Source organism: Niastella koreensis GR20-10 (genome assembly GCF_000246855.1).
GTDB classification, from domain to species: Bacteria; Bacteroidota; Bacteroidia; order Chitinophagales; family Chitinophagaceae; genus Niastella; species Niastella koreensis.
Genome location: NC_016609.1, coordinates 4,699,285 through 4,722,291 on the forward strand (window position 1 = coordinate 4,699,285; position 23,007 = coordinate 4,722,291).

The 23,007-nt window shown below is 45.1% G+C and carries 25 protein-coding genes; 8 read left to right on the forward strand and 17 right to left on the reverse strand.

Annotated elements, in window-relative coordinates; translation table 11 throughout:
- Positions 1 to 6: 6 nt before the first annotated feature.
- Positions 7 to 1,746, reverse strand: coding sequence for a putative Ig domain-containing protein (locus NIAKO_RS18345; RefSeq protein WP_107685595.1), 1,740 nt, complete (start codon positions 1,744 to 1,746; stop codon positions 7 to 9).
- 734 nt (positions 1,747 to 2,480) lie between these two features.
- Here NIAKO_RS18345 and NIAKO_RS18350 point away from each other — a divergent pair.
- Positions 2,481 to 3,254 carry a hypothetical protein gene (locus tag NIAKO_RS18350; protein WP_014219942.1) on the forward strand — a complete coding sequence of 258 codons (774 nt, stop codon included), beginning with the start codon at positions 2,481 to 2,483 and terminating at the stop codon, positions 3,252 to 3,254.
- 6 nt (positions 3,255 to 3,260) lie between these two features.
- Here NIAKO_RS18350 and NIAKO_RS18355 read toward each other — a convergent pair whose 3' ends face one another.
- Entirely contained in the window at positions 3,261 to 3,971 is a 711-nt protein-coding gene (locus NIAKO_RS18355) for an SDR family NAD(P)-dependent oxidoreductase (protein ID WP_049815561.1), read from the reverse strand.
- A 90-nt stretch (positions 3,972 to 4,061) separates the two neighbouring features.
- A complete protein-coding gene (locus NIAKO_RS18360) occupies positions 4,062 to 4,748 on the reverse strand; it encodes a DUF3826 domain-containing protein (protein WP_014219944.1) in 687 nt (228 codons plus the stop codon).
- 155 nt (positions 4,749 to 4,903) lie between these two features.
- On the opposite strand from NIAKO_RS18360, the gene NIAKO_RS18365 reads away from it, so the two are divergent.
- A complete protein-coding gene (locus NIAKO_RS18365; RefSeq protein ID WP_014219945.1) occupies positions 4,904 to 5,764 on the forward strand; it encodes an AraC family transcriptional regulator in 861 nt (286 codons plus the stop codon).
- Between the two features lie 25 nt (positions 5,765 to 5,789).
- Here NIAKO_RS18365 and NIAKO_RS18370 read toward each other — a convergent pair whose 3' ends face one another.
- The gene (locus NIAKO_RS18370) at positions 5,790 to 6,770 is read right to left on the reverse strand and encodes a zinc-dependent alcohol dehydrogenase family protein (RefSeq protein ID WP_014219946.1); all 981 of its coding nucleotides are present in this window, start codon (positions 6,768 to 6,770) and stop codon (positions 5,790 to 5,792) included.
- A gap of 153 nt (positions 6,771 to 6,923) precedes the next feature.
- On the opposite strand from NIAKO_RS18370, the gene NIAKO_RS18375 reads away from it, so the two are divergent.
- Positions 6,924 to 7,439, forward strand: a complete 516-nt coding sequence (locus tag NIAKO_RS18375) for a YqgE/AlgH family protein (RefSeq protein ID WP_014219947.1) — start codon at positions 6,924 to 6,926, stop codon at positions 7,437 to 7,439.
- A gap of 166 nt (positions 7,440 to 7,605) precedes the next feature.
- Positions 7,606 to 7,785 carry a M28 family peptidase gene (locus NIAKO_RS39760; RefSeq protein WP_425311431.1) on the forward strand — a complete coding sequence of 60 codons (180 nt, stop codon included), beginning with the start codon at positions 7,606 to 7,608 and terminating at the stop codon, positions 7,783 to 7,785.
- Between the two features lie 2 nt (positions 7,786 to 7,787).
- Here the strand turns inward: NIAKO_RS39760 and NIAKO_RS18380 are convergent, their stop codons facing one another.
- From NIAKO_RS18380 to NIAKO_RS18425, 10 genes are read right to left on the reverse strand one after another with little or no spacing between them, the layout of a single operon-like run.
- Entirely contained in the window at positions 7,788 to 9,389 is a 1,602-nt protein-coding gene (locus NIAKO_RS18380; protein WP_014219948.1) for an alpha-amylase family glycosyl hydrolase, read from the reverse strand.
- A 43-nt stretch (positions 9,390 to 9,432) separates the two neighbouring features.
- Positions 9,433 to 10,425 carry a DUF1254 domain-containing protein gene (locus tag NIAKO_RS18385; protein ID WP_014219949.1) on the reverse strand — a complete coding sequence of 331 codons (993 nt, stop codon included), beginning with the start codon at positions 10,423 to 10,425 and terminating at the stop codon, positions 9,433 to 9,435.
- 13 nt (positions 10,426 to 10,438) lie between these two features.
- Entirely contained in the window at positions 10,439 to 10,999 is a 561-nt protein-coding gene (locus tag NIAKO_RS36925; RefSeq protein ID WP_014219950.1) for a YidH family protein, read from the reverse strand.
- 23 nt (positions 11,000 to 11,022) lie between these two features.
- A complete protein-coding gene (locus NIAKO_RS18395) occupies positions 11,023 to 11,883 on the reverse strand; it encodes a pentapeptide repeat-containing protein (RefSeq protein WP_014219951.1) in 861 nt (286 codons plus the stop codon).
- On the reverse strand, positions 11,837 to 12,235 hold the full coding sequence (locus NIAKO_RS18400; RefSeq protein ID WP_014219952.1) for a DUF1622 domain-containing protein: 399 nt from the start codon (positions 12,233 to 12,235) through the stop codon (positions 11,837 to 11,839). The genes NIAKO_RS18395 and NIAKO_RS18400 overlap by 47 nt, the downstream gene beginning before the upstream one ends.
- A gap of 34 nt (positions 12,236 to 12,269) precedes the next feature.
- Positions 12,270 to 13,250, reverse strand: a complete 981-nt coding sequence (locus NIAKO_RS18405; protein ID WP_014219953.1) for a formylglycine-generating enzyme family protein — start codon at positions 13,248 to 13,250, stop codon at positions 12,270 to 12,272.
- 18 nt (positions 13,251 to 13,268) lie between these two features.
- Positions 13,269 to 15,596 (reverse strand): arylsulfatase, encoded by a 2,328-nt coding sequence (locus NIAKO_RS18410; RefSeq protein WP_014219954.1) that lies wholly within the window; start codon positions 15,594 to 15,596, stop codon positions 13,269 to 13,271.
- A gap of 41 nt (positions 15,597 to 15,637) precedes the next feature.
- Positions 15,638 to 17,215: an arylsulfatase gene (locus NIAKO_RS18415; protein WP_014219955.1), complete on the reverse strand. Its 1,578-nt coding sequence runs from the start codon at positions 17,213 to 17,215 to the stop codon at positions 15,638 to 15,640.
- Positions 17,216 to 17,256: 41 nt separating this feature from the next.
- On the reverse strand, positions 17,257 to 17,502 hold the full coding sequence (locus NIAKO_RS18420; RefSeq protein WP_014219956.1) for a hypothetical protein: 246 nt from the start codon (positions 17,500 to 17,502) through the stop codon (positions 17,257 to 17,259).
- Between the two features lie 8 nt (positions 17,503 to 17,510).
- Complete coding sequence (locus tag NIAKO_RS18425) at positions 17,511 to 17,798, reverse strand: transposase (RefSeq protein WP_172642129.1); 288 nt, start codon at positions 17,796 to 17,798, stop codon at positions 17,511 to 17,513.
- A 167-nt stretch (positions 17,799 to 17,965) separates the two neighbouring features.
- Between NIAKO_RS18425 and NIAKO_RS18430 the strand changes: the two genes are divergently transcribed.
- Positions 17,966 to 18,946, forward strand: coding sequence for a DUF481 domain-containing protein (locus NIAKO_RS18430; RefSeq protein ID WP_165761265.1), 981 nt, complete (start codon positions 17,966 to 17,968; stop codon positions 18,944 to 18,946).
- 44 nt (positions 18,947 to 18,990) lie between these two features.
- On the opposite strand, the gene NIAKO_RS18435 is transcribed toward NIAKO_RS18430, so the two are convergent.
- A complete protein-coding gene (locus NIAKO_RS18435) occupies positions 18,991 to 19,566 on the reverse strand; it encodes an RNA polymerase sigma factor (RefSeq protein WP_014219959.1) in 576 nt (191 codons plus the stop codon).
- A 296-nt stretch (positions 19,567 to 19,862) separates the two neighbouring features.
- Here NIAKO_RS18435 and NIAKO_RS18440 point away from each other — a divergent pair, with 296 nt between their 5' ends.
- Both NIAKO_RS18440 and NIAKO_RS18445 read left to right on the forward strand, forming a co-directional pair.
- A complete protein-coding gene (locus NIAKO_RS18440; protein WP_014219960.1) occupies positions 19,863 to 20,423 on the forward strand; it encodes a type 1 glutamine amidotransferase domain-containing protein in 561 nt (186 codons plus the stop codon).
- An 81-nt stretch (positions 20,424 to 20,504) separates the two neighbouring features.
- Entirely contained in the window at positions 20,505 to 20,720 is a 216-nt protein-coding gene (locus tag NIAKO_RS18445) for a hypothetical protein (protein WP_014219961.1), read from the forward strand.
- 1 nt (position 20,721) lies between these two features.
- On the opposite strand, the gene NIAKO_RS18450 is transcribed toward NIAKO_RS18445, so the two are convergent.
- Complete coding sequence (locus NIAKO_RS18450) at positions 20,722 to 21,729, reverse strand: M48 family metalloprotease (protein ID WP_014219962.1); 1,008 nt, start codon at positions 21,727 to 21,729, stop codon at positions 20,722 to 20,724.
- 50 nt (positions 21,730 to 21,779) lie between these two features.
- The gene (locus NIAKO_RS36930; protein WP_014219963.1) at positions 21,780 to 22,313 is read right to left on the reverse strand and encodes an alpha/beta hydrolase fold domain-containing protein; all 534 of its coding nucleotides are present in this window, start codon (positions 22,311 to 22,313) and stop codon (positions 21,780 to 21,782) included.
- Positions 22,314 to 22,413: 100 nt separating this feature from the next.
- Between NIAKO_RS36930 and NIAKO_RS18460 the strand changes: the two genes are divergently transcribed.
- On the forward strand, positions 22,414 to 22,998 hold the full coding sequence (locus NIAKO_RS18460) for a Crp/Fnr family transcriptional regulator (protein ID WP_014219964.1): 585 nt from the start codon (positions 22,414 to 22,416) through the stop codon (positions 22,996 to 22,998).
- Positions 22,999 to 23,007 lie beyond the last annotated feature (9 nt).

Consider the following 23,007-nt stretch of genomic DNA (forward strand, 5'->3'; position numbering starts at 1 on the left):
AAAATGCTAACTACCCCAGTCAGAGATGGCGCTATACACCTTGACTTTTATTTTATAATAAGTAAAACTGCCATCTGATTTTTTACCAACAATGACATAATCACAAAAAACAAGATTTGACAAATTCTGGGTAGGGGCTGTTGGTGTTCCACTGATGGCCCCGGTAGTAGTATTGAAGGTTAACCCAAAGTTAGATAACGGTTGCAAAACATTACCAATAGTAGTAAGCGGGTAGATTGCATAACTTACCACCCCTGCGCCGCCCTGGGGAGCCAGCCAGTTTGATGCGTAACCAGGATAGATCCCATTGGCGACATCTATCTTTTGATTTACGACAAAACCATATCCATTTTGTACAAACTTGGCTTTACCACCATCTGCGTTATACTTAAAGAAATTAGTATTTGAAATTATATTCGTAGTAAAGGTTCCGGCGGCACCGCTCGTTTGAGCATTGGGGATATTAATGGTATGAGCAGGGGTTCCGGAAGTGAACAAACCGGCCGGAGACCCGGAAATCATACCTGTACTGGGAGTCAGAACAAGGTTTTCATTGCTTGCACCAGAAGTAAAAGGCGCAGTAACAGTATAAGTAATAGGCGAAGCAAGTTGTCCGGCACAAACAACAGGTGTGATGTAGATGTTCGCCTGGCCAATGCTATCTGATTTTGTCAGGTAAATAGGATCTCCGGAATACATCCTGGTACAAATGGTATCTATTGTATTACCACTATATACCGACATCAGATAATAAACCTGGGGCGGCACTGCATTTGTACTTATCAGTAATGGATAACTCACATCCTGGTAGCCTCCGGTATTCAAACCGCGAATAATAATGTTGCTATTGAATGAAGCAGTTGGGGTGCCGGTTATCTTACCAGTCATACTGTCAAGGGCCAAACCTGCAGGTAAGGCAGGGCTTTGCGGGGCCATGCGGAATTTTTTAATAACACCCGAGTTGGTAAGCACTGTTGGTGTAAGCAAGCTACTGGCCGACGTTCCAACTGAGGTATTTACCGAAAAAGAACCAGGGTAAGTATAAGCAAAGTTTGGCTTCTTGTCATTGACGTAAATATTGATTGTTGCAGAAGCCGCTTTATTTGTAGTAGTGATACCGGTAATAATGAATGTAGCCGGTTTGGGCACTTCATCAGTTGAAGTTACCGAATCGGGAATTCCATTTATCTGACCATTCTTTGAATTAAACTTCAGGCGGGTTTTTATAGTAAGGCTGTCGGGAGACGGTGCACAAAAAAACTGTACGAACGTTCCAGCCAGGATCTGAGGAGACAGAGCAGTAACGCTCAGGTCTGTAGAACCTTTTTCAAATGTAAAGGTCCCTAAGTTGCCATAATTAAAACCAACTGTACCTATCAACATAGTGATGGTATCAGTAGCCATTCCTCCAGGACCTTTTGCAGTAACTATAAATCGTGTAGGATTCAGCGTATCGCTGGGTGTACCGCTGATCTCTCCATTTGTTTTATTAATTAAAAGCCCTTTGGGCAGCAGAGGATTAATATTATACTCAGTAATGGCGCCCCCGGTGCTATCGGGTTTTACCGGCGTCATAGACACATCTTCAGCAATGCTGATAACCTTTTGTTTGTAAGCAATGACGGGTAAAGGCGTTGTCACCTTATCAGACTTCTTACAGGAAAAAAACAGTTGAGCAATTAACAGGGCGAAGAGTGTGCTGATCAATAGTTTCATGGAGAAACGATAGTGGGGCATTCTCATCATGCAAGTTTTGTTTTGGTGTACTGTGACTGATTTTGACTGACGAAAAACGTTCTTGAATTTTTGTTCTGTGTTGGTGAAAGTTAGCAAGCAATGAAGAGGCTGTCATCCTTTATTGTACCTACTGAAACAAACACATGATGAATTTTGCGTTTTAACGGACGAACATTTATCCTGCAAAATCAACACTACATCCTTCCGCAGCCTTCATTGATCCGCTGTTTTCTCATATTATAAAAAACACCGGCGCATACAACGAATGATCCTTATTAAAAAAATCGTAGATCTACTAAACCCCGGATTTGGAAACAACGAGCAGTAATTGAGCCATATGGTTATTTAAAAAGAAAGCAGCTATTTCACTATTGGAGTACAGGGAATTGCTTTTTGACCAATCCTATTCCTGTTTAGCAGGGTAGCGGCAACCGGAGATAGATGCCGGTTTATTTTTTGGGGCGACAGTCTCAATGGTTTGGTTCCTCTGTGATTGCCTGGTAGATATGGAAGGCGTTAGTGAGGACAGGTTCGTGTTGCCAAATCCGCAACCTAAAAAGAACCTTACTTCCGAGGTTATCATTGAATTCAGGGAGCCTCAACCCGAAGAATAAGTCAACTGTCTATAAAAACAGCTATTTGGTTGTATTCTGCCCAATATTTCCAGGAAATTTTTATTTTTACAGCAACACACCCGGGAAAATCTGCCGACCAGAAACTAATGCCTTTTAAATCAGGCAAGAATGAAGTGTATTAAAATTTTTCGTGGACATATATTATTGCTGTTTTTGATCCTGCTTTGTCACATTTCCGTTGCCCAGGTAGTGATCAAAGGTACCGTGTATGATAAACAGGCCCGTTTTGGCGTACCCAACGTGAGTGTGTTGAGCACTTCCGGAATAGGCACCATCACCGATACGCTGGGACGCTATTCCATAAAAGTGCCCAACAGCGATTCTATTTACTTTTCGTACCTCGGTAAATCAACCGAAAAATTCCTGGTTAACCGGCTGCCGCCCGATCAGCCGCTGGACATCAGTCTGCCGGTATCGGTGGACATGTTGCCGTCTGTATATGTAAAGCCGCCCAGTTACCACATGGATTCCCTGAACAACCGCATTGAAAACAAAAAGATCTTCGATTATGAATCGGAGGTGCTGGGCACGCCCGGCGGTTTTGGCTTAGGCATCAGTTTTGACGCGATCTTCAATGCCAAAAGGATGAAAAGGCTGGAGGGTTTCCGCAACCTGTTGATCTGGCAGGAGCACGATAAATATATTGACCATCGCTTTAACAAGGCCCTGGTACGCCGCATAACCGGGCTTAACTCGCCGGCGCTGGATTCATTTATGGTATCGTACCGGCCCAGCTATGAAACCTTACAGAGCTTTGAAACGGAATACGACTATTATTCCTACATCAAGTCGTGCGGACAGTCCTTCCGTTACATGTGGGAGCAGGACCATCCGTTTATAGCCGGCGATTCTACGCGGGCTACCAGCAATACGAATAATTAAGGTACCTCATCCAATTCGTTTATACACCCAATAAGGCAGTCTTTTAAAAATGAAAGCAATCAACGCCCAGCGTTTGGTGATGTAGGCTATTCGCTTTTTTGCGGCAATGGCCGCTATGATCTGCCGGGCTGCAGTAGAAACCGGTGCCACCCAGAACTGTCCATTCCCTTTGGCCATTTTGGTTTTTACAAAACCCGGACGAATATCTGTCACAACAATATTGGTGTGGAGCTTACGGGCTTTTATGTTCAGTCCTTCTGCGTAATTACTTACGTAGGCTTTACTGGCGCTATAGGCAGGCGCGTAACTGTTGCCTCTAAGCGCAGCAACCGAAGAAATCACCGCCAGCTGGCCATGTCCCTGTTGCAAAAAATAATTAAAGGTAAACGTGGCTGTTTTCACAAACCCCATTACATTGGTGGCAGTGGAATCCAGTTCAACTTCGGCCACCAGTTTGGTGGAAGGGTCGCCATAACCGGCGCTATAGATCAGCAGATCGACGCCACCCATCCCGGCTATCAACTCCTGCAACCGCTCCACCGCATCACCGGCCTGTACATCAAAGCAGCTGGTATACAGGGCAGGAAATTGCGTTTTCAGTTCCTGTAACAACGCCTCCCGCCTGCCGGTAATGGCCACGGTATGGCCCTGTGCCAGGTATTGCTGGGCCAGCTCCTTCCCTATGCCCGAGGTAGCGCCGATAATGATGATCTTCATAATTACACAAAGTACTACAGATCGGTTAGGTATGCAAAAAGGCCCTCCCGATTGCATCGGGAAGGCCTTTTATATAATTTCGATCACCAATTATTTTTTTCCGGCAGCTGCTTTTTCCGCCTTCACTTTATTTACATAAGCCTTGAACAACTCGTGCCAGTTGCGGCCATTGCTGTTCAGGTACTGCTCGCATTTTGTTTTATAGATCTCAAAAATGGCAGATACCTGCTTGATGCTTTTATAATCGATCGCCTGCTCACGCGCCTGTTTAAGATACTCCAGAATTTTGGCTTCCTCTTCCGGCTTTAGGTCGGTAACGATTGCTTTGTACCCCTTCATGGTAAAGGCCACTTTACCAATGGTGTATTGGTCAAGAATATATTCCACCTGCTCAGGCGTAAGGTCCTTGTTCAGGGCATCCATCAGATCTTTATGCACGGTGGCCGGCATGGCAGAATTGGCAATGATCTGACGGTCCATATCAGACAGCTTGTTACCGGTTGCCGGGTTAATGCCTGCAGGAACCGTACTGGCAGGATGCGAATTGTTCCAGTCGCGAATGGTTTTTAAATGCGTGGTAATGGCCGCGGTCACCCGTTTCTCTTTTTCGGCATCGGGCAGCTTCAATCCGGCCGACCATTCCGCCGCTTTTTTCTCCACCTCGGCGTTTGATTTGGCTATTGCCGCTTCGGCTTTGGCGCTGCTGTCAGACTGGGCCCAACAAAGGACTGGCAACGTAAATGTCAATAAAACAATAAATGGCAGGCGTGTCAACATAGTAAAAATTGTTTGCTAAAATAATGCATATTAAGAGGAGCAGGAAAATAAAAAGGTTGCATGCTATTGGCCTTATTTTACCTGTAAATGAGGGCATTAGCCTCCGTTAACAAACAATTTGCATAGTTCTCCGTTATCTTAATAACTTTACTTATATGCAGAAGGAAAGTCTTTATCAGCCTTTTGAAATCCATTACAGCAAGGTGGATGTTTGCCCTAAACCAGCACATAAACATAACTTCTTTGAACTGGTTTATATTGCCAGCGGTACCGGTGTGCAATGCATCAATGATAACCAGTTCAACTACCAGCCGGGCCATATGTTCCTGATCACCCCCGATGATTGTCATTCCTTCCAGATTGGCGCCACTACCGAGCTGGTGTTCATTCGTTTTAACGACATCTATGTAAAATCACAACAACAAAACGATCCCCGCCAGGTAGAATGGACAAAAAAACTGAAATTTATCCTTCATAACGCCAGCCATCAGCCGGGTTGCATCTTGCGCAATCCTCCTGACAAAGTGCTGGTTAAGGCTATGGTAGAATCCCTGCTGGGTGAATGGACGAATAAACAACTGTATCACCACGAGATCATTTCACAGATCGTAAACACGATCATCACCATCGTTGCCCGGAACATCGGACTTGCCATGCCCAATAAAGTAACCGATAACACCGGCAATACTGTTGTGCAGATCCTCAACTATATCCAGGAAAATATTTACGATGCAGATAAATTAAAGGCTGATATAATAGCGGGCCATTTCGGAATAGCCGATGGCTATCTGAGCCGCTATTTTAAAAAACATACAGGAGAAAGTATTCAGCAATACATCATCAATTACAAACTGAAGCTGGTAGAAACCCGGTTACAGCGCAGCGATATGCGCATCAACGAAATTGTGTACGAACTGGGATTCACTGATGAAAGCCACCTGAACCGGTTGTTTAAAAAATACAAAGGGGTTACCCCAACCGCATTTAGAAAACAGCAACAGCCGGTTGCAGTATAGGCAACCAACTGTTGCGTTCTTCTTATTAGTTTATGTCTATTACCACTTTACCTTTCTCTTTGTTATTCTTAAACTCATTATAAGCTTCTTCGGCAGTGGCCAGACTGAATACCAATGGAGATACAATTGGTTTCACCAAACCAGCCTCGATGAGTTCAGTAGCCTGCCGCATAATGTCGCCATGATGGGCCCGGTTCTTTCCGGTTATCAGTGGTATCAGCGTGAAAACGCCCGAATAAGAACCAGCGCGTAAGGCCAGCGGCGCCAGGTTATGCGTTCCCCTGCCAATGATAGTCACCACATGACCATAGTTCTTTACAGCAGTGAAGGAATCATCGAGCGTTTGTCCGCCCACATTATCAAAGATCACATCAAACCCTTCGCCGCCGGTATATTCCTTCACATAATCTTCCACTTTTGTTTCTGTATAGTCGATAGGGGTAGCTCCGTAACTTTTTATCAGGTCAAACTGCGGTTTGCGAACCGTAGAAAATACTTCGGTGCCACGCGCTTTGGCAATTTGTACCGCAATATGGCCAACCCCACCGGCGCCCCCATGTACCAGCACCTTTTGACCTTTCTGCACCTTTGCGTGATCTACCAGGCCTTCCCAGGCAGTAGTAAAGATCAACGGAACAGCAGCCGCATCATGAAACGAAAGGTTTTTGGGTTTCAGGGCAATCAACCGGGCATCGGCTGCAATATATTCAGCCTGGGTACCCTGGTTACCGCCTACCCCACCGATCATTCCATACACCTCGTCACCGGGTTTAAAGCTGGTTACGCCTGCGCCCACTGCCTCCACAATCCCGGTTCCATCAACACCTATTATCGCCGGCAACTTTGTTTGGGCATGTTTTGCCTCACCGGCCATAATTTTTATATCCAGCGGATTCAATCCACTTCCCTTTAGTTTTATTAATACCTGTCCGGCCTGTGCTACCGGAGTATCAACGGTCTGCAGTTCAGGCGCCGCACCGAAATTATTTAATACTAATGCTTTCATTTTGTCTGTATTTACCATACAAAGCTCCAAAAGAAAAGCATCCTGGCCATGTATAAACAGGAGATAAATCTGTACAAATTGTCCATCACCGATAAAGGCTTACATTAGGACGATTTTTTTCAATATCTAAAAAAACAGTTATATTGAATAGCTATGGCCAACCATCCACTTAAAGCAGGCTCGGTTCTCATCAGCGCTCCCTCGCTGGAAGACCCATATTTTGACAAAGTGGTTATTTACATAACTGAATACAATGAAAAAGGCGCCCTGGGTTTTGTGATGAACCAGGTATTTGAGCGCAAATTCAATGAGTTGACGGAGTTTCGCACCAGTAAACCATTCCCACTGTACGAGGGCGGGCCGGTAGACAGAGAAAAGCTTTATTTCATTCACCGCATTCCCGGTTCTATTAGTGAAGGAACGCTGGTAGCCGACGGCGTTTATATGGGCGGCAATTTTAAACAAGCCGTTCAGTATCTCAATACTACCGGCGATGCTGAGCGTAATCTCAGGCTTTTTATTGGCTATAGTGGCTGGGATGCAAACGAACTGGAAGCAGAGGTGGAGGAAGGAAGCTGGCTGCCTGTACAGGCATCTGTCACCACCCTTTTTGAAGCATCGGAACAATCGCTTTGGGAGGAACTCTACAAAAGGAAAGATTCCCTGTAAATTCTCCTTGTGACCAATTACTAAACCAAATCGAACGCGTCACCATGACCAATGTTTCGAGCCCGATTAACCTGTGTGAGTATTATCCTGATAACACCATTCCATCAAGTGCATCAGGCGATGTGGCAAAACAAAAAAGTTTACCGGTCCGGCTGCGTTACCCGGCATTGACTTTTCGGATCATTTAAATTACTGGAAGTTTGGCTTTAGTGCTTTGATGATTACCGACACCTCCTTTTACCGGAACAAAAATTATCATCAGTCCACCGACACTATGGAAACGCTGGATCTCCCCAGGATGGCAAAAGTAATCAACGGCGTATTCAATGCTTTAACAGCATTATAACCTTACTCTTCCAGCCGTACCAGGATGCCTTCATCACCACCCAGGCCAAATGTTCCATTCAGCGGCAGTCCTTCCAGTTCGGAGTGGGTAGCAACTATAATTGTCCCTTTCAGTTCAAGATGTGCAGGTGTAAAATAACAAACGCCATGGGTCAGGTTCAGTACGACGAGGAATTTGTCGTCATTCCATTGGCGGATATAGGAGATCAATTGGTGATTTGCATAAACGGGGCGATAGCTGCCAACACTTAATGCCCGCTCCTTTTTTCTAACATCTATCAACCTTTTGTAAAACGTCAACATGGAAAAAGGATCATCCTGTTGAAGCTGTACATTCTTTCGTTTGTAATCCCGCTCCAATGGCAGCCAGGGCTTCACTTTACTGAAACCCCCATTGGCGCTGTTGTCCCAGGGCATGGGTGTACGCTCGGGATCGCGGCTCAGGTGTTTGCCCGGCATGTTCAGTCCCTGCGGGTCCTGGACCTGGTCTTCCTCGATGGGAACATCTTTCATCCCAATCTCTTCGCCATAATAAATTGTAGGTGTACCCCTTAAAGTCAGTAACAGCATGGCCGCTACCCTTGCCTGTCCCAGCCCTATCCGGCTGGCAATGCGTTGCTGATCGTGGTTGCCCAGCACCCAATTAGGCCAGCCATTTTCCGGCAGCGCGGCTTCATACGCATCGATCGCGGAAGAAATTTGTAACGCTTCCCAGGGCAGCGTGAGTAATTGAAAATTAAATGGCAGATGCGCTCCCAGGTTATTGGCGCCATAATAGGTTACCAGTTTTTCAATAGGCAGATAGATCTCCCCTATTATTACTTTCTCACCATAGCCATCCACCAGCACCCGCATTTGTTTTACGATCTCATGTACTTCAGGCTGGTCGGTTGAGTAAACCGGTAACAGTTTATTGTAATCGGCCTGCAAATCGGCATAGCCGGGGTTCAGCGGATTATCGCGCAACTCATCGTCTTTGATCATATGCCACATTACATCTACCCTGAAACCATCCACGCCTTTATCGAGCCAGAACCGCATAACGTTGTACATTGCCTGCTGTACGTCGGGGTTACGCCAGTTGAGGTCCGGCTGCTCTTTCAAAAATGCATGATAATAATATTGCTTTGTCTGTTCATCCCATTCCCAGCCATTGCCGCCAAAAACGCTCAGCCAGTTATTGGGCACGCTGCCATCTTCCCGGGCGTCTTTCCAGATGTACCAGTCGCGTTTGGGATTATCCCGGCCCGACCGGGATTCAATAAACCAGGGATGTTCATTGGAGGTATGATTGGGCACCAGGTCAAGGATCAGTTTCATGCCCAATGTATGCACCTGCGCAATTAATTCATCAAAATCGGACATTGACCCGAATAATGGATGAATATCTGTGTAGTTGGAAATATCGTAGCCAAAGTCCTTCATGGGAGAAGGATAGATAGGCGAGATCCAGATTACGTCAATACCCAGCCAGTGCAAATATTCCAGCCTGCTGATAATGCCCTTCAGGTCGCCAATACCGTCGCCATTTGTATCCTGGTACGAACGGGGATAGATCTGGTAGATAATGCCCCGTTGCCACCATAAAGCGTCTTTTTGCTCCATATATGGGTATATTAGGCCCTATAATTTGCAAAAAGCGTTCCTCCTACTTCACCATTTCCGCCTCCGGAAATTTCCATTGGCCATTTAAGATCTCCGGCCGTGGGCGATACATCCTTACGGTATAATTCCAACCCCGTGTAATGGGCAAACAATTGGCGGTCTTTCCATCGCAACCGCCAAACTGAATAACTACGGATCCATCTGTTTCCTTTTTAGCGGTAATACTATTCAGCGAATAGGCGTTCGATTTATTCTTCTCGAAAAAACCATCTGCATTGTATACACTAACCGACCAGAATGCATCGACAGGCACTTCTTTTACCGTGAGCCGGTAAACTGTTTTGCCATCATTCTTTTCCGGCGTTACCCCCATGTACATGGCTTCTTTATCGGGGTTACCACCCCAGCCGCAGGCAGTGGCTATCAAATGTTTTACCGGATCAACCTCCTCCCTGGAACCAAAGGCGTTATTAAAATTATTGATGGTTTCGCCGAGGTCCTTTAAAGCTTTGCGAACTTTTTGCTGGCTCACTTCGTCCCACGCGGGAATTTCAAACTTCCCCGCACTTTTTTGCCGGATCATAATAGCATCCTGTAAAGCATGTGCAGCTTTGAGGTCAGCGGCATTGGCCGGATCAACCAGGGTTCTGACAGCAGCTAAAATATACCGGGTTGAAACCTTGTCTTTCCCATAGGTATAACTACCCGCGTCATATTTAACATCAAACACATACTGATCTTCATCTATCATCATCAACGACATAAAACGCTTTCCAGCATCCGGCAGGGTAATAGTTACCGGGCCTGCTTCCAGATCGAAGACAGCTGTAGAATATAACGTATCACGGTTACCACGTACTACGGTTTGCTCATCGACCGAAAAAAGTTCCCGCCGGTGATGGAATTTCCCTAAAGCGTCTTCTTTTGTGGCAACTGTATTAAAATACATATCACTTTCAGCACGGTTAAAATTCTCCGGCGTAACCAGTAACGGTTCCTTTTTTAAAGTTTCCCGTGGTTGCGTTCCTGTAGTCATAATATTTTATTTTTTATTGTCTGTATAACGCAGCAAGAAATAAGATGAGCCCGAACAGGAGGATCAAAACACTCAATACAGATGAAAGCGACCGTTGGATTTGCGGGTATTCCGCCTTTAATCTTTTATAAGCTATGTCATGTTGGATCTGGGCAAACAACAAACCTATAAAACCGAATAACATCATGATCATGCCTACCCGCCTGGGCGAAAACAGGTGGCCGCTGGGATTACCTTTATTGAACTCTTCAAAAAATTTGTAGATGGTGAACCCAAAAGAGATCAATGAGATGGCTGTTCTTATCCAGGACATGAGCGTACGCTCATAGGAAAGTGCCGTTCTTTGAAAAGAAAGATCAGTCCGGGTATCTGATAACTCGGTGCGATGTTCCGACATCCGGGTCCTGTGCTCGGACATATGTGTTCTGTCTGCTGACAGGTTGCTGGATAATGCTTCTCCTCCCTTCGCCTCATCTTCGGCTACTTTTTTCTCGATCTCCTGCTGGATATCAGTGACCTTATCGTTTTCAAGATTACCAGCATTGGAATTTTTCCTGTTCTGATCTTCTTCCATTTTAGTTTTTTTAAAATGACAGATCACGCCATTATGTTCCCACTTGATATACAATTTATTTTTTTTGAATTGCCCCAGTGCACGACGGTGGTATCCACATTTGAAAAATCGGAATTATGAAGATCTGCGCGGGAGAAATCAGCATCTGCCAGCCGGGAGTTTCTAAAAGAAGTGCCGAACTTCCTGGTTATTGTTGCGGCCACTCTTCTTAACGAATCAAAACCAGGCGCGCCTTTCAAAGCTTTTTTGCTGATCATGGCACAACCAATGGCCATGATAACTGTGCCGATGCCGCCACCTAAGCTTTTACCAAACATGCCGCCTGTTAACGCCACTATAATAAATAAAATATTTGATAACGAGCCTGCAGTCACCCGCGCTACGGTGCCTACAACAAACATCACTGCCAGCAGGATCAACGAAAGAACAAGGTATAACATGCCCCTGCCTGTACCCAGGCCTGAAACAACGGCTATAAAACCAATTACCAATGCCACGATAACAGTTGGCGCGATCAGTTGACGGATGGCATGGCCTACGCCTTTCCACCAGGCGTACCCGACAAAAAGAACAGCTATAACAATAGTAATAACACCTGCACTCCTGATCCTGCTCTCTTCCGAAGCAAGCATTCCCTGCACCGTACTTCCTGCCAGCATAGCAATATACCCCGAGCAGGCAGACACAATAAGTGCTGCCAGGAAGATCAATACCAAGTTGACAGGCGTTATACCCGTTTTTACATGCGTAAAATCGGCGCCTTTCAAATTGGAGCCGCTGAAATCGGCGCCCCGCAGATCGCTGTCTGCAAAGCGTGCGTGTGAAAGGTCTTCATTTTTAAACGACGCTCCTTTCAGGTTTTTGTGCGAGAAGTCCTTTTCCATATTCGGTTTCTTCTTTAAGCTCTTTACTCAGGAAATAGTTCAGGAAGGTTCTTATCACCGCAATGGCGCCCAGCTCAATTAAATGCCCGGAAGTGGGTGAAACAATGGTACCTACGATATCGGCAGCCAGCTGAATTTCCAACGCCACCACCAGCCAGCCGCCAAAGACCTTTCTAAAATAAGTATGCATAGGATGCGCACCAGGATTGCGCCGCCGTTCCTGTATGGCCCGTCTGAGAGATATAACAACGCCGGTAATAATACACATCAGCGAAATGCCATTCAGGATCACCTCTGTTAATTCGCCCCATGCATCCAGTCCCCCTCTCATATTTTCAGTCAGCTCACGCATACTATACTTTATCTATATCCGGCAACTTCATTATTCATTTTTGTTTTACAATACACCTGAACCCGAGATGGCTCATGCCGGTATCTATCATTTGTGGCTGCCTGGCTGCAGGCCGGTACCGCAAACAATAATTCGGCGCACACAAATGCGATCCTCCCTTTACAACCTTTCGTGGGATCTTTATGGTGGGCTGGCAGGGATCATAACTCGCTTCGGGCGACACCACCCTTGGATTCACATGTGTAGTGCAACAGGTTTTAACCTTATTCGCCAATTCATCCAAATGCGCCACATACCAGTCGCTTGTCCATTCCCATACATTGCCGGCCATATCATACAGGCCATATCCGTTTGGCGCAAATGAACCTACCGGCGAAGTACCCTCGTATTTATCAATCAACAAATTCTGGTACGGGAATATGCCCTGCCAGGTGTTGGCCATCGGTTTGGTTTGTTGTGTATCTTCGTTACCCCAGGTGAAATCCATTCCTTCCAACCCACCCCTGGCAGCATACTCCCACTGCGCTTCTGTTGGCAATTCTTTTCCCGCCCAGGTGGTATACGCTTCGGCATCTTCATAAGCCACATGTACAACCGGGTGCTTCTCTATACCCTTTAGATCTGTTTTTGGGCCCTTGGGATGCTTCCAGCTGGTGCCGGGCACCCAGGCCCACCAATTGAAATAATCGTTTAAGTCAACCGCGCCTTTTGCTTTTTGAAATACCAACGCTCCTGGCGCCAGCATATCGGGTTTTGCGCCAGGATAATCTTCCGCCTTAAGCGGTCGTTCCGCTACCGTAACATAACCGGTTTCATCAATGAATTTTTTAAACTCCTCATTGGTCACTGCATACTTATCTATCCAGAATCCATCGACCGTAACGGCATGCACAGGCTTTTCTTCCGGGTAGAATTTATCGGAGCCCATCATAAATTTTCCACCCGGAATAAAAACCATGTTTGTCTGGTCCTTAACCTTAGCATCTGAAAGCACTGTATTTGATTGTGTTTGCATTAGCGATTTGATTTAATATTAATCTCTCGACAGTGCGCCTGCCGCTTCTTTTTCCAGATCGAGATACACTTCTTCACTCACATCAACAGCAACGCCAAGAATGGCCCCTCCCGTAAATCTTCCAGGGATACTATATTCCTGGCTTACATTATCCCCACTGTCGAACCCGACACACAACCCATCACCTGACAAAGAGAACATGCCGGCCTGGGTTTTCATGGGTCCTTCAGCTACCACCCTGCCGTCTACATACAACCTGGTTGTTCCCAATGATTCGCTGTATTGTCCGGCCTTCTCGCGCATGAACTCCATCCCCAATGTATGTTTACCGGCATTCACCACCTTCGACACGAATTTCTGTTCACTGATACCCAGGAAATTATAAACGTAATACAGCATCCGGTCCTTTATAAAAAGCGCATGACCGCCAAAGCGGGAACCATGAGCGAAGATGACGCCTGATGCTTCATGCGTTAAATCAACATCTGCAACGATCTTGTAAGAACGTCCACGAATGCTTACAGCTACACTTTCGGGAACGGGCTCCGTATCCGGATAATAGATGTACCGGGTTCTCACCGGTTCCGATTTCGGCCGATCCATTCCAAGTATTTCCAAAGCCGACCGGTCATCCAATGGCAATACAAAATTTTTGTCTGCTTCTTCGAACCAGACGTCGATGAGCGCTTTTAGTTTATCGGGATATTTATCGGCCAGGTTGGTTGATTCTGAATAATCTTCATCTGTATGATAGAGTTCCCATTCATCTTTATCGAAATGTCCTTTACTGCTGAGCGGTGCATGAATGGCCGCTGCTTTCCAGCCATCCACCCACATACCACGGGTTCCCAACATCGAGTAGTATTGGCGTTGTTTGGTGGTGGACGCTTTGGCATTGTCAAACGTGTATTTCATGGAAACCCCGTTAAGCGGATATTGCTCTGCCCCCCGGTAAACTTTCGGCATCTCCAATCCTACAATTTCCAGGATGGTAGGAACGATATCTACTGAATGATGATACTGTGTACGCACTTCGCCTTTTGCCTTAATGCCATTGGGCCAGTGAATAACCAGCGGACAACAGGTACCACCTGCAAATTGTGAATACCGCTTGAACATCTGGAATGGCGTACTAAAGGCAACTGCCCAACCGGTTGGATAGTGATTATAAGTATCAGGCTGGCCAATTTTTTCCAGGTATTTCATATTTTCAGCCAGGTCGTCCGGATATCCATTGAAGAACTTATTCTCGTTCACCGACCCATTCGGAGTTCCTTCACCAGACGCGCCATTATCGGAACAATAAAAAATAATGGTGTTATCTAACTGTCCCGATTTTTCGAGATAGTCTACAAGGCGCCCTACCTGTATATCGGTGTATTCAGAAAAACCGGCATACACTTCGGCCATGCGGGCAAACAACTTTTTTTCATCTGCATTCAATGTATTCCACGGACGTACTGCATCTGCGGGGTTGGCCATATCTTCCGGCATTGGGTTGATGGGCGTTAATTTTGTGCCTTTGGGCGCAATGCCTTTGGCGATCATTCTTTCCAGTGCCCAGTCCCGGTAGGCTTCATACCCGTCGTCAAATTTTCCTTTGTATTTATCAGCATAGTCTTTCGGACAATGATGCGGCGCATGATTGGCGCCCGGGCAGAACCACATGAACCAGGGTTTGGAAGGGCTGCCCGCTTTCTGGTCACGGATCATCCTGATGGCCTGGTCGGCCAGGTCTTTTGATAAATGATACCCGTCTTCAGGACTATATGGCTGTTCAATAAAATGACTGTCCTCCACCAACTCGGGATACCAGTTATTGGTTTCTCCACCGAGGAATCCATAAAACCGGTCGAACCCTTTTGAGAGTGGCCATTCGGAGCGGCTGCCGCCACTGGAAATATCTTCTACCGGAACATTATGGTTCTTACCCAGCCAGAAAGTACCAAATCCATTTTCCTGCAATATTTGCCCAATGGTGGCGCACTCAGCCGGCAAACGGCCGGCCCAGCCGGGAAAACCTTGTGACCCTTCCGTAATACAGGAGCAACGGTTTACATGGTGATTACGGCCTGTAAGGAAGGTAGAACGGGTTGGTGAACACAACGCCGTTGTATGCCATTGCGAATATCTTAACCCGTTATCAGCCAACCGTTGCAGGGTGGGCATATTTATACGGCCACCAAAAGGCGACCAGGCTGCCAGACCGGTATCATCGTACAGTACGATCAAAATATTGGGGGCTCCTTTAGGAGGCTGTTTTAATTCAAACGGCTTCCAGTCGGGTTTTGAATCCCGGATATCGAGCTTAATTACACCTTTGAATTGTTCATTAGCTGTTGGCATGATCAAATATTTTAAATACTGGAAATATCTTTCTGAACTGGTTAATGAGCTGTTTCCATTTCCGGCTTTACTTCTTTGTCTTTGGACGCCGGTTCCATACCGGTATCCTTTGGCATTAATTTTTCCATAGCCTGGTCTATGCTAAAGCTGGCAGCTTTTGCCCGTGGCGGAAAATCCTTGAAGCTCTTAAGAAATTCCTCAACAATGGCTTGCGCCGGCACCAGCAAAAACGCACGGTCTGCCATCCACTTATCGTAAAAAATACTGGCATCCTCATTTCCTCTTTCAAATGGATCAGACCTTAAATTGCACATGCTGGGCGCACGTAAAGTAACCAGTGGTTCCTTCCAAACACCCAGGCCATGGCTACGCTGTTCCATAAAATTGACTTTCCAGTTATCTACACGCAAAGCCATCAAATCGCCATCATCACTCCAGTACAAAAATCCCTTACGGGGCGATGTTTTTTCTTTACCACTCAAAAAAGGCATGAGGTTATAACCATCCAGATGTACCTTGAAAGTTTTGCCATCGGTTGTATAGCCTTTCTTTGCTTTCTCAACCAGGTCCGGCTCACCTGCTGCTGCAGCAAAAGTGGGGATCATATCCTGCAAAGAACAGATCTCATTGATCACCTGCCCAGGTCTAATTACACCAGGCCACCGCATTACAAAAGGCACCCGCCAGCCACCTTCCCAGTTGGTATCTTTCTCGCCCCGGAATGGCGTAGCCCCACCATCGGGCCAGGACATAACTTCTGCGCCATTGTCAGTTGTAAAAGCAACAATTGTATTTTCAGTAACACCAAGATCGTCGAGCTGTTTCAATAATTCACCAATATATCCATCCAGCTCCACCATGCCATCCGGATACACACCGAGGCCTGTTTTCCCTTGTGAAGATGGTTTCAGATGTGTCCATATATGCATGCGGGTTGTATTGAAGTAACAAAACCAGGGTTTATTTTCCTTTGTTTTACGGTTGATGAAATCCTTTGCCGCAGCCAGGAATTCTTCATCTACTGTTTCCATGCGCTTTCTACTGAGCGACCCGGTGTTTTCGATCACCTGTTTGCCAACTTTGCCAAACTGCGGATCAACAGTAGTATCATCTTTATCTGTTGCTTTGCATTTTAATACGCCGCGGGGGCCAAATCTCTTCTTGAAATTGGGATCTTTTGGATAGTCCGGATTCTCTGGTTCTTCTTCTGCATTCAGGTGATATAAATTGCCAAAGAATTCGTCGAAACCATGAACTGTAGGAAGATGTTCATTACGATCGCCCAAATGATTTTTGCCAAACTGTCCCGTTGCATACCCTAACCCCTTCATAAATTCGCCTACGGAAGGGTCTTCAGCGCTTAAACCCAGTTTAGCCCCGGGTAAACCAACTTTTGTAAGCCCCGTTCTTATAGGCGATTGCCCTGTAATAAAGGCGGCACGGCCAGCAGTACAACTTTGCTGACCGTAAAAATCGGTGAACATAGCACCCTCTTTTGCAATGCGATCAATATTGGGTGTTGTATAACCCATGATGCCGTGGTTGTAACAACTTACATTGAACCAACCTATATCATCAGACATAATGAACAGGATGTTTGGTTTCTTTTTGTCTGCCATTTGATTTGATTTAACAGTTTTTAAATATTGTTATTCCATTTTTAACAACCATGCGTTTTCCCACGTTTAAACCTGCCAGCCAGGGCGGCGCTAACAGGCTGATGCGAACAGCTATTGCCATTATTGTTTTCTCCTGGCCAGGAACTATGCTCCCGGGCTACCTGTACAGGTCCGCAGGAGATCACGCGTTCTTTTTTAAAGCTGTTCACATCTTTCTTACCAATGGCCCCAAAAGCCACACCCAGTAAAAGCAACGTACCAATAACTGTTGTATAAATTTTATCCATACAATTTGTTACCGTTTCACTTTCTTTAATTCATCCTCTTTTTTATTAAGCTCCAGGGCCATGTCGGCAATTATCTGTTTTAACCGCATATTTTCTTCATACAGGTGCTTTAGCTCCGACCTGGTTTTTGTGTATGATTGATTCGAGGGTTCATTTTTTATCAGTTGTTGTTTCCACCGGGCAAATACGCTGTACGAAAGGTTGTGTTCCCGTAATACCGCTGTAATACCCATCTTCGTCGCCTGATTCAGGATGGCGATCTTTTGGTCTTCGGTGAATCTTCTGCGGCTAGTCATGTTGAACATATAGTTTATACCATCCACAATGGTATCCATTATAAAAGACACCTCTGCAACCTGTATTCCGCCAACTTGCTAAAAAAATGGCGCCCCCAGCTACTCATGAGTGTCTATAGGATATGTTCCGGCTTTTTGTTTCCATAACTTTCCTGGCATTTATAATTTTGGGCAATCTTGCTTTTGCCCAGGTTAGAGACACCATAGTATTGTATAAAGGGCAAACGCTTATCGGGGAGATAAAAGGCGGCCAGTATGGAGAGATCTACATCGATGATATAGATCTTAAAATGATCCATGTTAAGCAGTACAAAATAAAATCACTTACCGCAAACAGGACTTTCAAAATAGAAACCAGTGATAAAAGGATCCTGATCGGCATGATGAAACCATCCACAAAAGACGGATGTGTCAATATCCTGCTCGATACCGGTACTATTTTTGATGCGGAGATCATGAGCCTTAACACGATATTTTCTGTGAACCAGCATTTCTTTTCACAACTGAACGGCTCTGTCTCCACCGGTTTTACATATACCAAATCGAGCGAAATAGGCCAGTTTAACCTGAGTGCTAACGTATTTTACATGACCAGTTTTTGGGATTATCAGCTCACTGCATCCACAAACGGCACATTGGATTCTATAGGCTACTCAAGGGACCGGGAAGAACTGTCTTTCTTTACCGCCTATACCTTCAGCCCCACCTGGTTTGCAGCCATCAACCTGGCTTACCAGCGAAACCTGGAGTTAGACATTGCCCGTAGATATCAGCAAATGATCGGCGGCGGCAATAAACTGATGGTGCGTCAATATTCCCAGCTCTATGCAATAACTGGCCTCGTTTTCAACCAGGAAAAAAGCACTTCCGGCGACCAGAGTGGATTGTTGCTTGAATTGCCCGTACTATTGAAATTCAATTTTTTTAAATATTCGCAGCCCAACATCCAGATCAGCACCCAGCAAACTGTTTTTTTCGGACTTACGCAAAAGGGCCGCATCCGTTTTTCTGGTAACACCAGTTTTTCGTGGCAGATCATCAGGGACTTCTACCTTACCATAAACCCCTATACAAACTTCGATAACCAGTCTTCCGAAACCAGTGATTTCGACTATGGGGTTTCTGTAAGTGTGTCGTACAAGTTTTAAGTAGTAGAGATATCTATCTTACCACTATCTTATAAACCTTATTCTCATATAGTCATTTCATGCATTACCAGCCGGTCGCGCAGGATATACATAGCTTTACGTAATTGTTTCTCTACGGTATTCACCGGCCTGTTCAACACTTCCGAGATCTTTTTTACGGTAAAATGGTTCTGGTCATGTAATAAATATACCGTCCTGTATTTCTCGGGCATGTGGCACACGGTATCATTTATTTTATTTTGTACATCCATAAAATTAATCGCCTGCTCCACATTGTTATGCGAGGGCATCAATTTTTTACCCGCCAAAGTAATATGCTTTTTATACAATGCCGTGTTTCGCAGATAATTATATACCCGGTTCCTGATAGCTACAAAAAGATAAGCCGACAAAGAGGAATTTATTTTGAGCCGGGGACCTGAAGTATGCAGTTGTACAAATAACTCCTGTACAATTTCCTGGCATGCATAGCTATCTTTTACGTACCGGAAGGCAAAATGCAACAGGCGGTTCCAGTACTTTTCATACAACAGATCGAAGGCAAAGTTGTCGTTCTGTCTGATCAATTCAATAATATCTTCCTCGGGCAGCGCACTGGTCTGGATGCTTTTTTTCGACATAACAGGTCGGTTTACATGTCAGAAATGTCATTGCAACCAGTTTAGGGTGAAGAAAGTAATCTCAACAAAATGTGGTTCCGGCAACAAAGATATCTGTATGCTATTGCAAAACGGGAATGCATGAGCCGGTATTGGACAAGTTTTAGAAATGTTGGCAAATGAATTGCGAAGAATATTCGATGGTGTAACCGGCAAACAGAACGTAGAGCAAAATCAGCAATTTATGCCTTGATTTATTGAATTTTACGGTATAGTTTTTATGCGTAATTCATTATTACATTTTAAAACCTTACGTCATGGCTACACAAAAATTATCAGGAAAGCGAGTGGCAATTATTACAGAAAATGGATTTGAAGAGGTGGAATTAACCAGTCCTTTACAGGCATTGAAAGATGCAGGTGTGAATGTACAGATCGTTTCTCCCCAACCAGATAAAGTGAAAGCATGGGACCACGATCATTGGTCACAGGAATTACCGGTTGATGTGCAAATAGATTCAGCTAATCCTGAAGACTACGATGCGCTGGTGGTTCCGGGTGGGGTGATGAACCCCGACCATGAAAGAATGAACGAGAAATGCATAGCATTTGTAAAACATTTTCTGGATGCCGGAAAACCGGTTGCCGCTATTTGTCATGGCCCACAATTATTAATTGAAACAGGTTTGTTGAAAGGACGCACGATGACTTCCTATCCTTCTATTAAAACAGACCTGAAGAATGCTGGTGTGAATTGGGTTGATAAAGAAGTAGTGGTAGATAATGGCCTTGTCACCAGTCGGAGCCCTAAAGATCTCGAAGCGTTCAACAAAAAAATGCTGGAAGAAATTGCAGAAGGCGTACATGAACACGCGTAATTGTTCAAACCTTTAAATGAATGCCAGGTAGTGCCAACGTGCTACCTGGCATAATCTTTTTGTGTCTTATAAAAAAAGCATATGAATTCAAATAAACGTGATGAAGAGTTGAAAAATTCAACCGCGGAAGATCCCCAAAAAGATGCAAAGAAAACTGCGTTTATCAATGGCCAATCGCCGGAATCTGTTAAAATGAATCCTAACCCCAGGGCTAATGAGAACCTTTCTGATAAAGAAAAAACGACCGGTGATACCACGGGCGCCGGTAGTGAGATCACGGATGGGGAAGATGGATAAGTTACTGCTGGAATATCAGCTCACGATTGGCTTCAATAAAACGTTGCGCCTGCTGAAAATCACTTTTTACGTTTGGCGATAAATGTTCACTCCAGGCGGGAGCATGTTCACCACGCACATACGCAAATAATGCCAGCGAATAACCCCACTGCATTTGCGATAAATAGCCTAATGAAGTATAGCCCCACGTTCGCTTATCTTTATAACTTTGAAAGGCTTCATTGGCATTAAAGATGCCCAGTCCGAAAACCACTGTTGTCAGATCAGTCAGATATTCATTATTTGAAATTCTCCGTTCTTCACCCAGTAGTTTTATGTGAGCTATCTCATGCGCCAGGATCGCCACCAACCTTTCCGGGAAAACAAGGTTATTACGGCTCACCCAGATTTCGTATTTGCCATTTTCCTGCATGCCCATATAAAATCCCTGGGCATTATGATCGCCTTTAACCGATTCCAGGTAAAGATTTGTTCCAAAAGGACTGCCCGATGACAATTCCGTAATCCTGTCATCATAAAACCTCAATTCAATGCTTTCAAAAGGCACTTCCATTTGGGAGGCAACAACCTTCATGGTTTCATAGGCCGATTGTTCTGTTTTATCATAAGGAACAGGAAAATCAGCATAATGCGGAATAAGTACCTTTTTTTGCAGGATGTTTTCCTCACCGAAAAAATCGAGCAGCACACTAAAAGCATTCTCCAGCCAAAGCCGGTTATATTCTGAAACCGGGCAGCCTTCCAGTTTAGTGGCGTTTACAACAGCCTCCCGTTCTTTTTCTGTTAAATCGGTAGTCAGGTGCCTGGCATCAGGCGCCACCTTTGATAAGATCTCTTTATGCACCTCCCCTGTACCCTTGCAATAAGCACAGGAGCCGGTGCCCCATTTCCCTTGCATGTTAAGCCGGATAATATCGTCCCGGTCTACATGGCCTTTGCCTAAACACCTTGGACAGGTGATTTGATCTGATGAATCTGCTTTCCTGAATAACCGGTTGAAGAAACCCATGATGCGATGCTTTTGCTACGATTTTCCGCACAACATAATGATAAATATCTTCAACTGCAAAAGGCGCCCACAAAATCCGCCATCAGCCCAAGTGCTTTTTTCGAGGCGGCAGCAGCAATATCATTAAAGGGCCATACATGTTGTTCGCCTTCAAATTCAATACACTCCGATTGAACACCGGCTTTACCATATTGCTGATGTAATTTGCCGCCCGCGCTATCACCCATAATTCCGAAAGTAATAGTTGGATGTTGCTTACAAAACGTTTCAATAACGTTTACGCAATCATTCAGTCCAGCCGGAAAAGGATGCTCCGGCGCCAGGGGATAATCGATCACCAGCGCCTTACGGTTTATCGCCTGTGCAATATGGCTTACCAGCGCAGCATGCGAGTTAACAGATCCATAAATAAAACCACCGCCGTGAATATACATCACCACCTCATCGGCAACGGCTGTTGCCGGTATAACCCAGGCACAACGCACATTGGCAATGGAGGTGTTTTCAATAACAACATGTCTGGCAACAGGGTATTGCCGGCCAAGCAGCTCAAAACCGGCGCGTTCTTCGATCAGATTCACCATTTGTTTAATTTATAGCAACAAAATTCAGCGCTGAAGCTTTAAAAAAAATTAAGGTATCTTAGTTTTTTTAAAGCCTGCAAGGAGGAAATTTGTAGTACTTATGCCTTTTGATAACATGTTGAAAAACATCAGGCGCTTTACTTCATTAAGTCCCCAGGAGGAAAAGGCCTTTAGTGCGTTATTGAGCATCCGAAAAGTAAAACGTAAAGAATTCCTTTTGCGGGAAGGCGCCGTCTGCAATTTTGAGTGGTATGTAAACCAGGGTTGTTTCAGAAGTTTTTACGTTGACAAAAAAGGCCTCGAGCACAACATCTATTTTGCTATTGAGGACTGGTGGGTTTCTGACCTGTATAGCCGCACTGTGCAGGAACCGTCCAATGTCAGCATAATAGCCCTGGAAGATTCAGAAGTAATACAAATAAAACAGGCAGACCTGGAAGCGTTTATGCTGGAAGTGCCGGCAATGGAGCGTTTCTTCCGCCTCTCCTATCAACAATCACTGGTGAGCCAGCATTTAAAAAATCTCCGGTTATTGTCAATGAACGGCGAGGAACGTTATATTCATTTCAGAGAAAAATATCCAGCTCTGGCCAAACGCATTCCACAGAAACATATAGCTACATTTTTAGGACTTACACCTGAATTCTTTAATACTATTCATGCAAGAGTGTTACGCCTTAAATAATCTCAACCA

What these genes read in the sequence shown, in the direction of transcription:
- NIAKO_RS18345 (WP_107685595.1), bottom strand. Translation starts at nt 1,746, where the DNA reads ATGATGAGAATGCCCCACTATCGTTTCTCCATGAAACTATTGATCAGC.
- NIAKO_RS18350 (WP_014219942.1), top strand. Translation starts at nt 2,481, where the DNA reads ATGAAGTGTATTAAAATTTTTCGTGGACATATATTATTGCTGTTTTTG.
- NIAKO_RS18355 (WP_049815561.1), bottom strand. Translation starts at nt 3,971, where the DNA reads ATGAAGATCATCATTATCGGCGCTACCTCGGGCATAGGGAAGGAGCTG.
- NIAKO_RS18360 (WP_014219944.1), bottom strand. Translation starts at nt 4,748, where the DNA reads ATGTTGACACGCCTGCCATTTATTGTTTTATTGACATTTACGTTGCCA.
- NIAKO_RS18365 (WP_014219945.1), top strand. Translation starts at nt 4,904, where the DNA reads ATGCAGAAGGAAAGTCTTTATCAGCCTTTTGAAATCCATTACAGCAAG.
- NIAKO_RS18370 (WP_014219946.1), bottom strand. Translation starts at nt 6,770, where the DNA reads ATGAAAGCATTAGTATTAAATAATTTCGGTGCGGCGCCTGAACTGCAG.
- NIAKO_RS18375 (WP_014219947.1), top strand. Translation starts at nt 6,924, where the DNA reads ATGGCCAACCATCCACTTAAAGCAGGCTCGGTTCTCATCAGCGCTCCC.
- NIAKO_RS18380 (WP_014219948.1), bottom strand. Translation starts at nt 9,389, where the DNA reads ATGGAGCAAAAAGACGCTTTATGGTGGCAACGGGGCATTATCTACCAG.
- NIAKO_RS18385 (WP_014219949.1), bottom strand. Translation starts at nt 10,425, where the DNA reads ATGACTACAGGAACGCAACCACGGGAAACTTTAAAAAAGGAACCGTTA.
- NIAKO_RS36925 (WP_014219950.1), bottom strand. Translation starts at nt 10,999, where the DNA reads ATGGAAGAAGATCAGAACAGGAAAAATTCCAATGCTGGTAATCTTGAA.
- NIAKO_RS18395 (WP_014219951.1), bottom strand. Translation starts at nt 11,883, where the DNA reads ATGGAAAAGGACTTCTCGCACAAAAACCTGAAAGGAGCGTCGTTTAAA.
- NIAKO_RS18400 (WP_014219952.1), bottom strand. Translation starts at nt 12,235, where the DNA reads ATGCGTGAGCTGACTGAAAATATGAGAGGGGGACTGGATGCATGGGGC.
- NIAKO_RS18405 (WP_014219953.1), bottom strand. Translation starts at nt 13,250, where the DNA reads ATGCAAACACAATCAAATACAGTGCTTTCAGATGCTAAGGTTAAGGAC.
- NIAKO_RS18410 (WP_014219954.1), bottom strand. Translation starts at nt 15,596, where the DNA reads ATGCCAACAGCTAATGAACAATTCAAAGGTGTAATTAAGCTCGATATC.
- NIAKO_RS18415 (WP_014219955.1), bottom strand. Translation starts at nt 17,215, where the DNA reads ATGGCAGACAAAAAGAAACCAAACATCCTGTTCATTATGTCTGATGAT.
- NIAKO_RS18420 (WP_014219956.1), bottom strand. Translation starts at nt 17,502, where the DNA reads ATGGATAAAATTTATACAACAGTTATTGGTACGTTGCTTTTACTGGGT.
- NIAKO_RS18425 (WP_172642129.1), bottom strand. Translation starts at nt 17,798, where the DNA reads ATGACTAGCCGCAGAAGATTCACCGAAGACCAAAAGATCGCCATCCTG.
- NIAKO_RS18435 (WP_014219959.1), bottom strand. Translation starts at nt 19,566, where the DNA reads ATGTCGAAAAAAAGCATCCAGACCAGTGCGCTGCCCGAGGAAGATATT.
- NIAKO_RS18440 (WP_014219960.1), top strand. Translation starts at nt 19,863, where the DNA reads ATGGCTACACAAAAATTATCAGGAAAGCGAGTGGCAATTATTACAGAA.
- NIAKO_RS18445 (WP_014219961.1), top strand. Translation starts at nt 20,505, where the DNA reads ATGAATTCAAATAAACGTGATGAAGAGTTGAAAAATTCAACCGCGGAA.
- NIAKO_RS18450 (WP_014219962.1), bottom strand. Translation starts at nt 21,729, where the DNA reads ATGGGTTTCTTCAACCGGTTATTCAGGAAAGCAGATTCATCAGATCAA.
- NIAKO_RS36930 (WP_014219963.1), bottom strand. Translation starts at nt 22,313, where the DNA reads ATGGTGAATCTGATCGAAGAACGCGCCGGTTTTGAGCTGCTTGGCCGG.
- NIAKO_RS18460 (WP_014219964.1), top strand. Translation starts at nt 22,414, where the DNA reads ATGCCTTTTGATAACATGTTGAAAAACATCAGGCGCTTTACTTCATTA.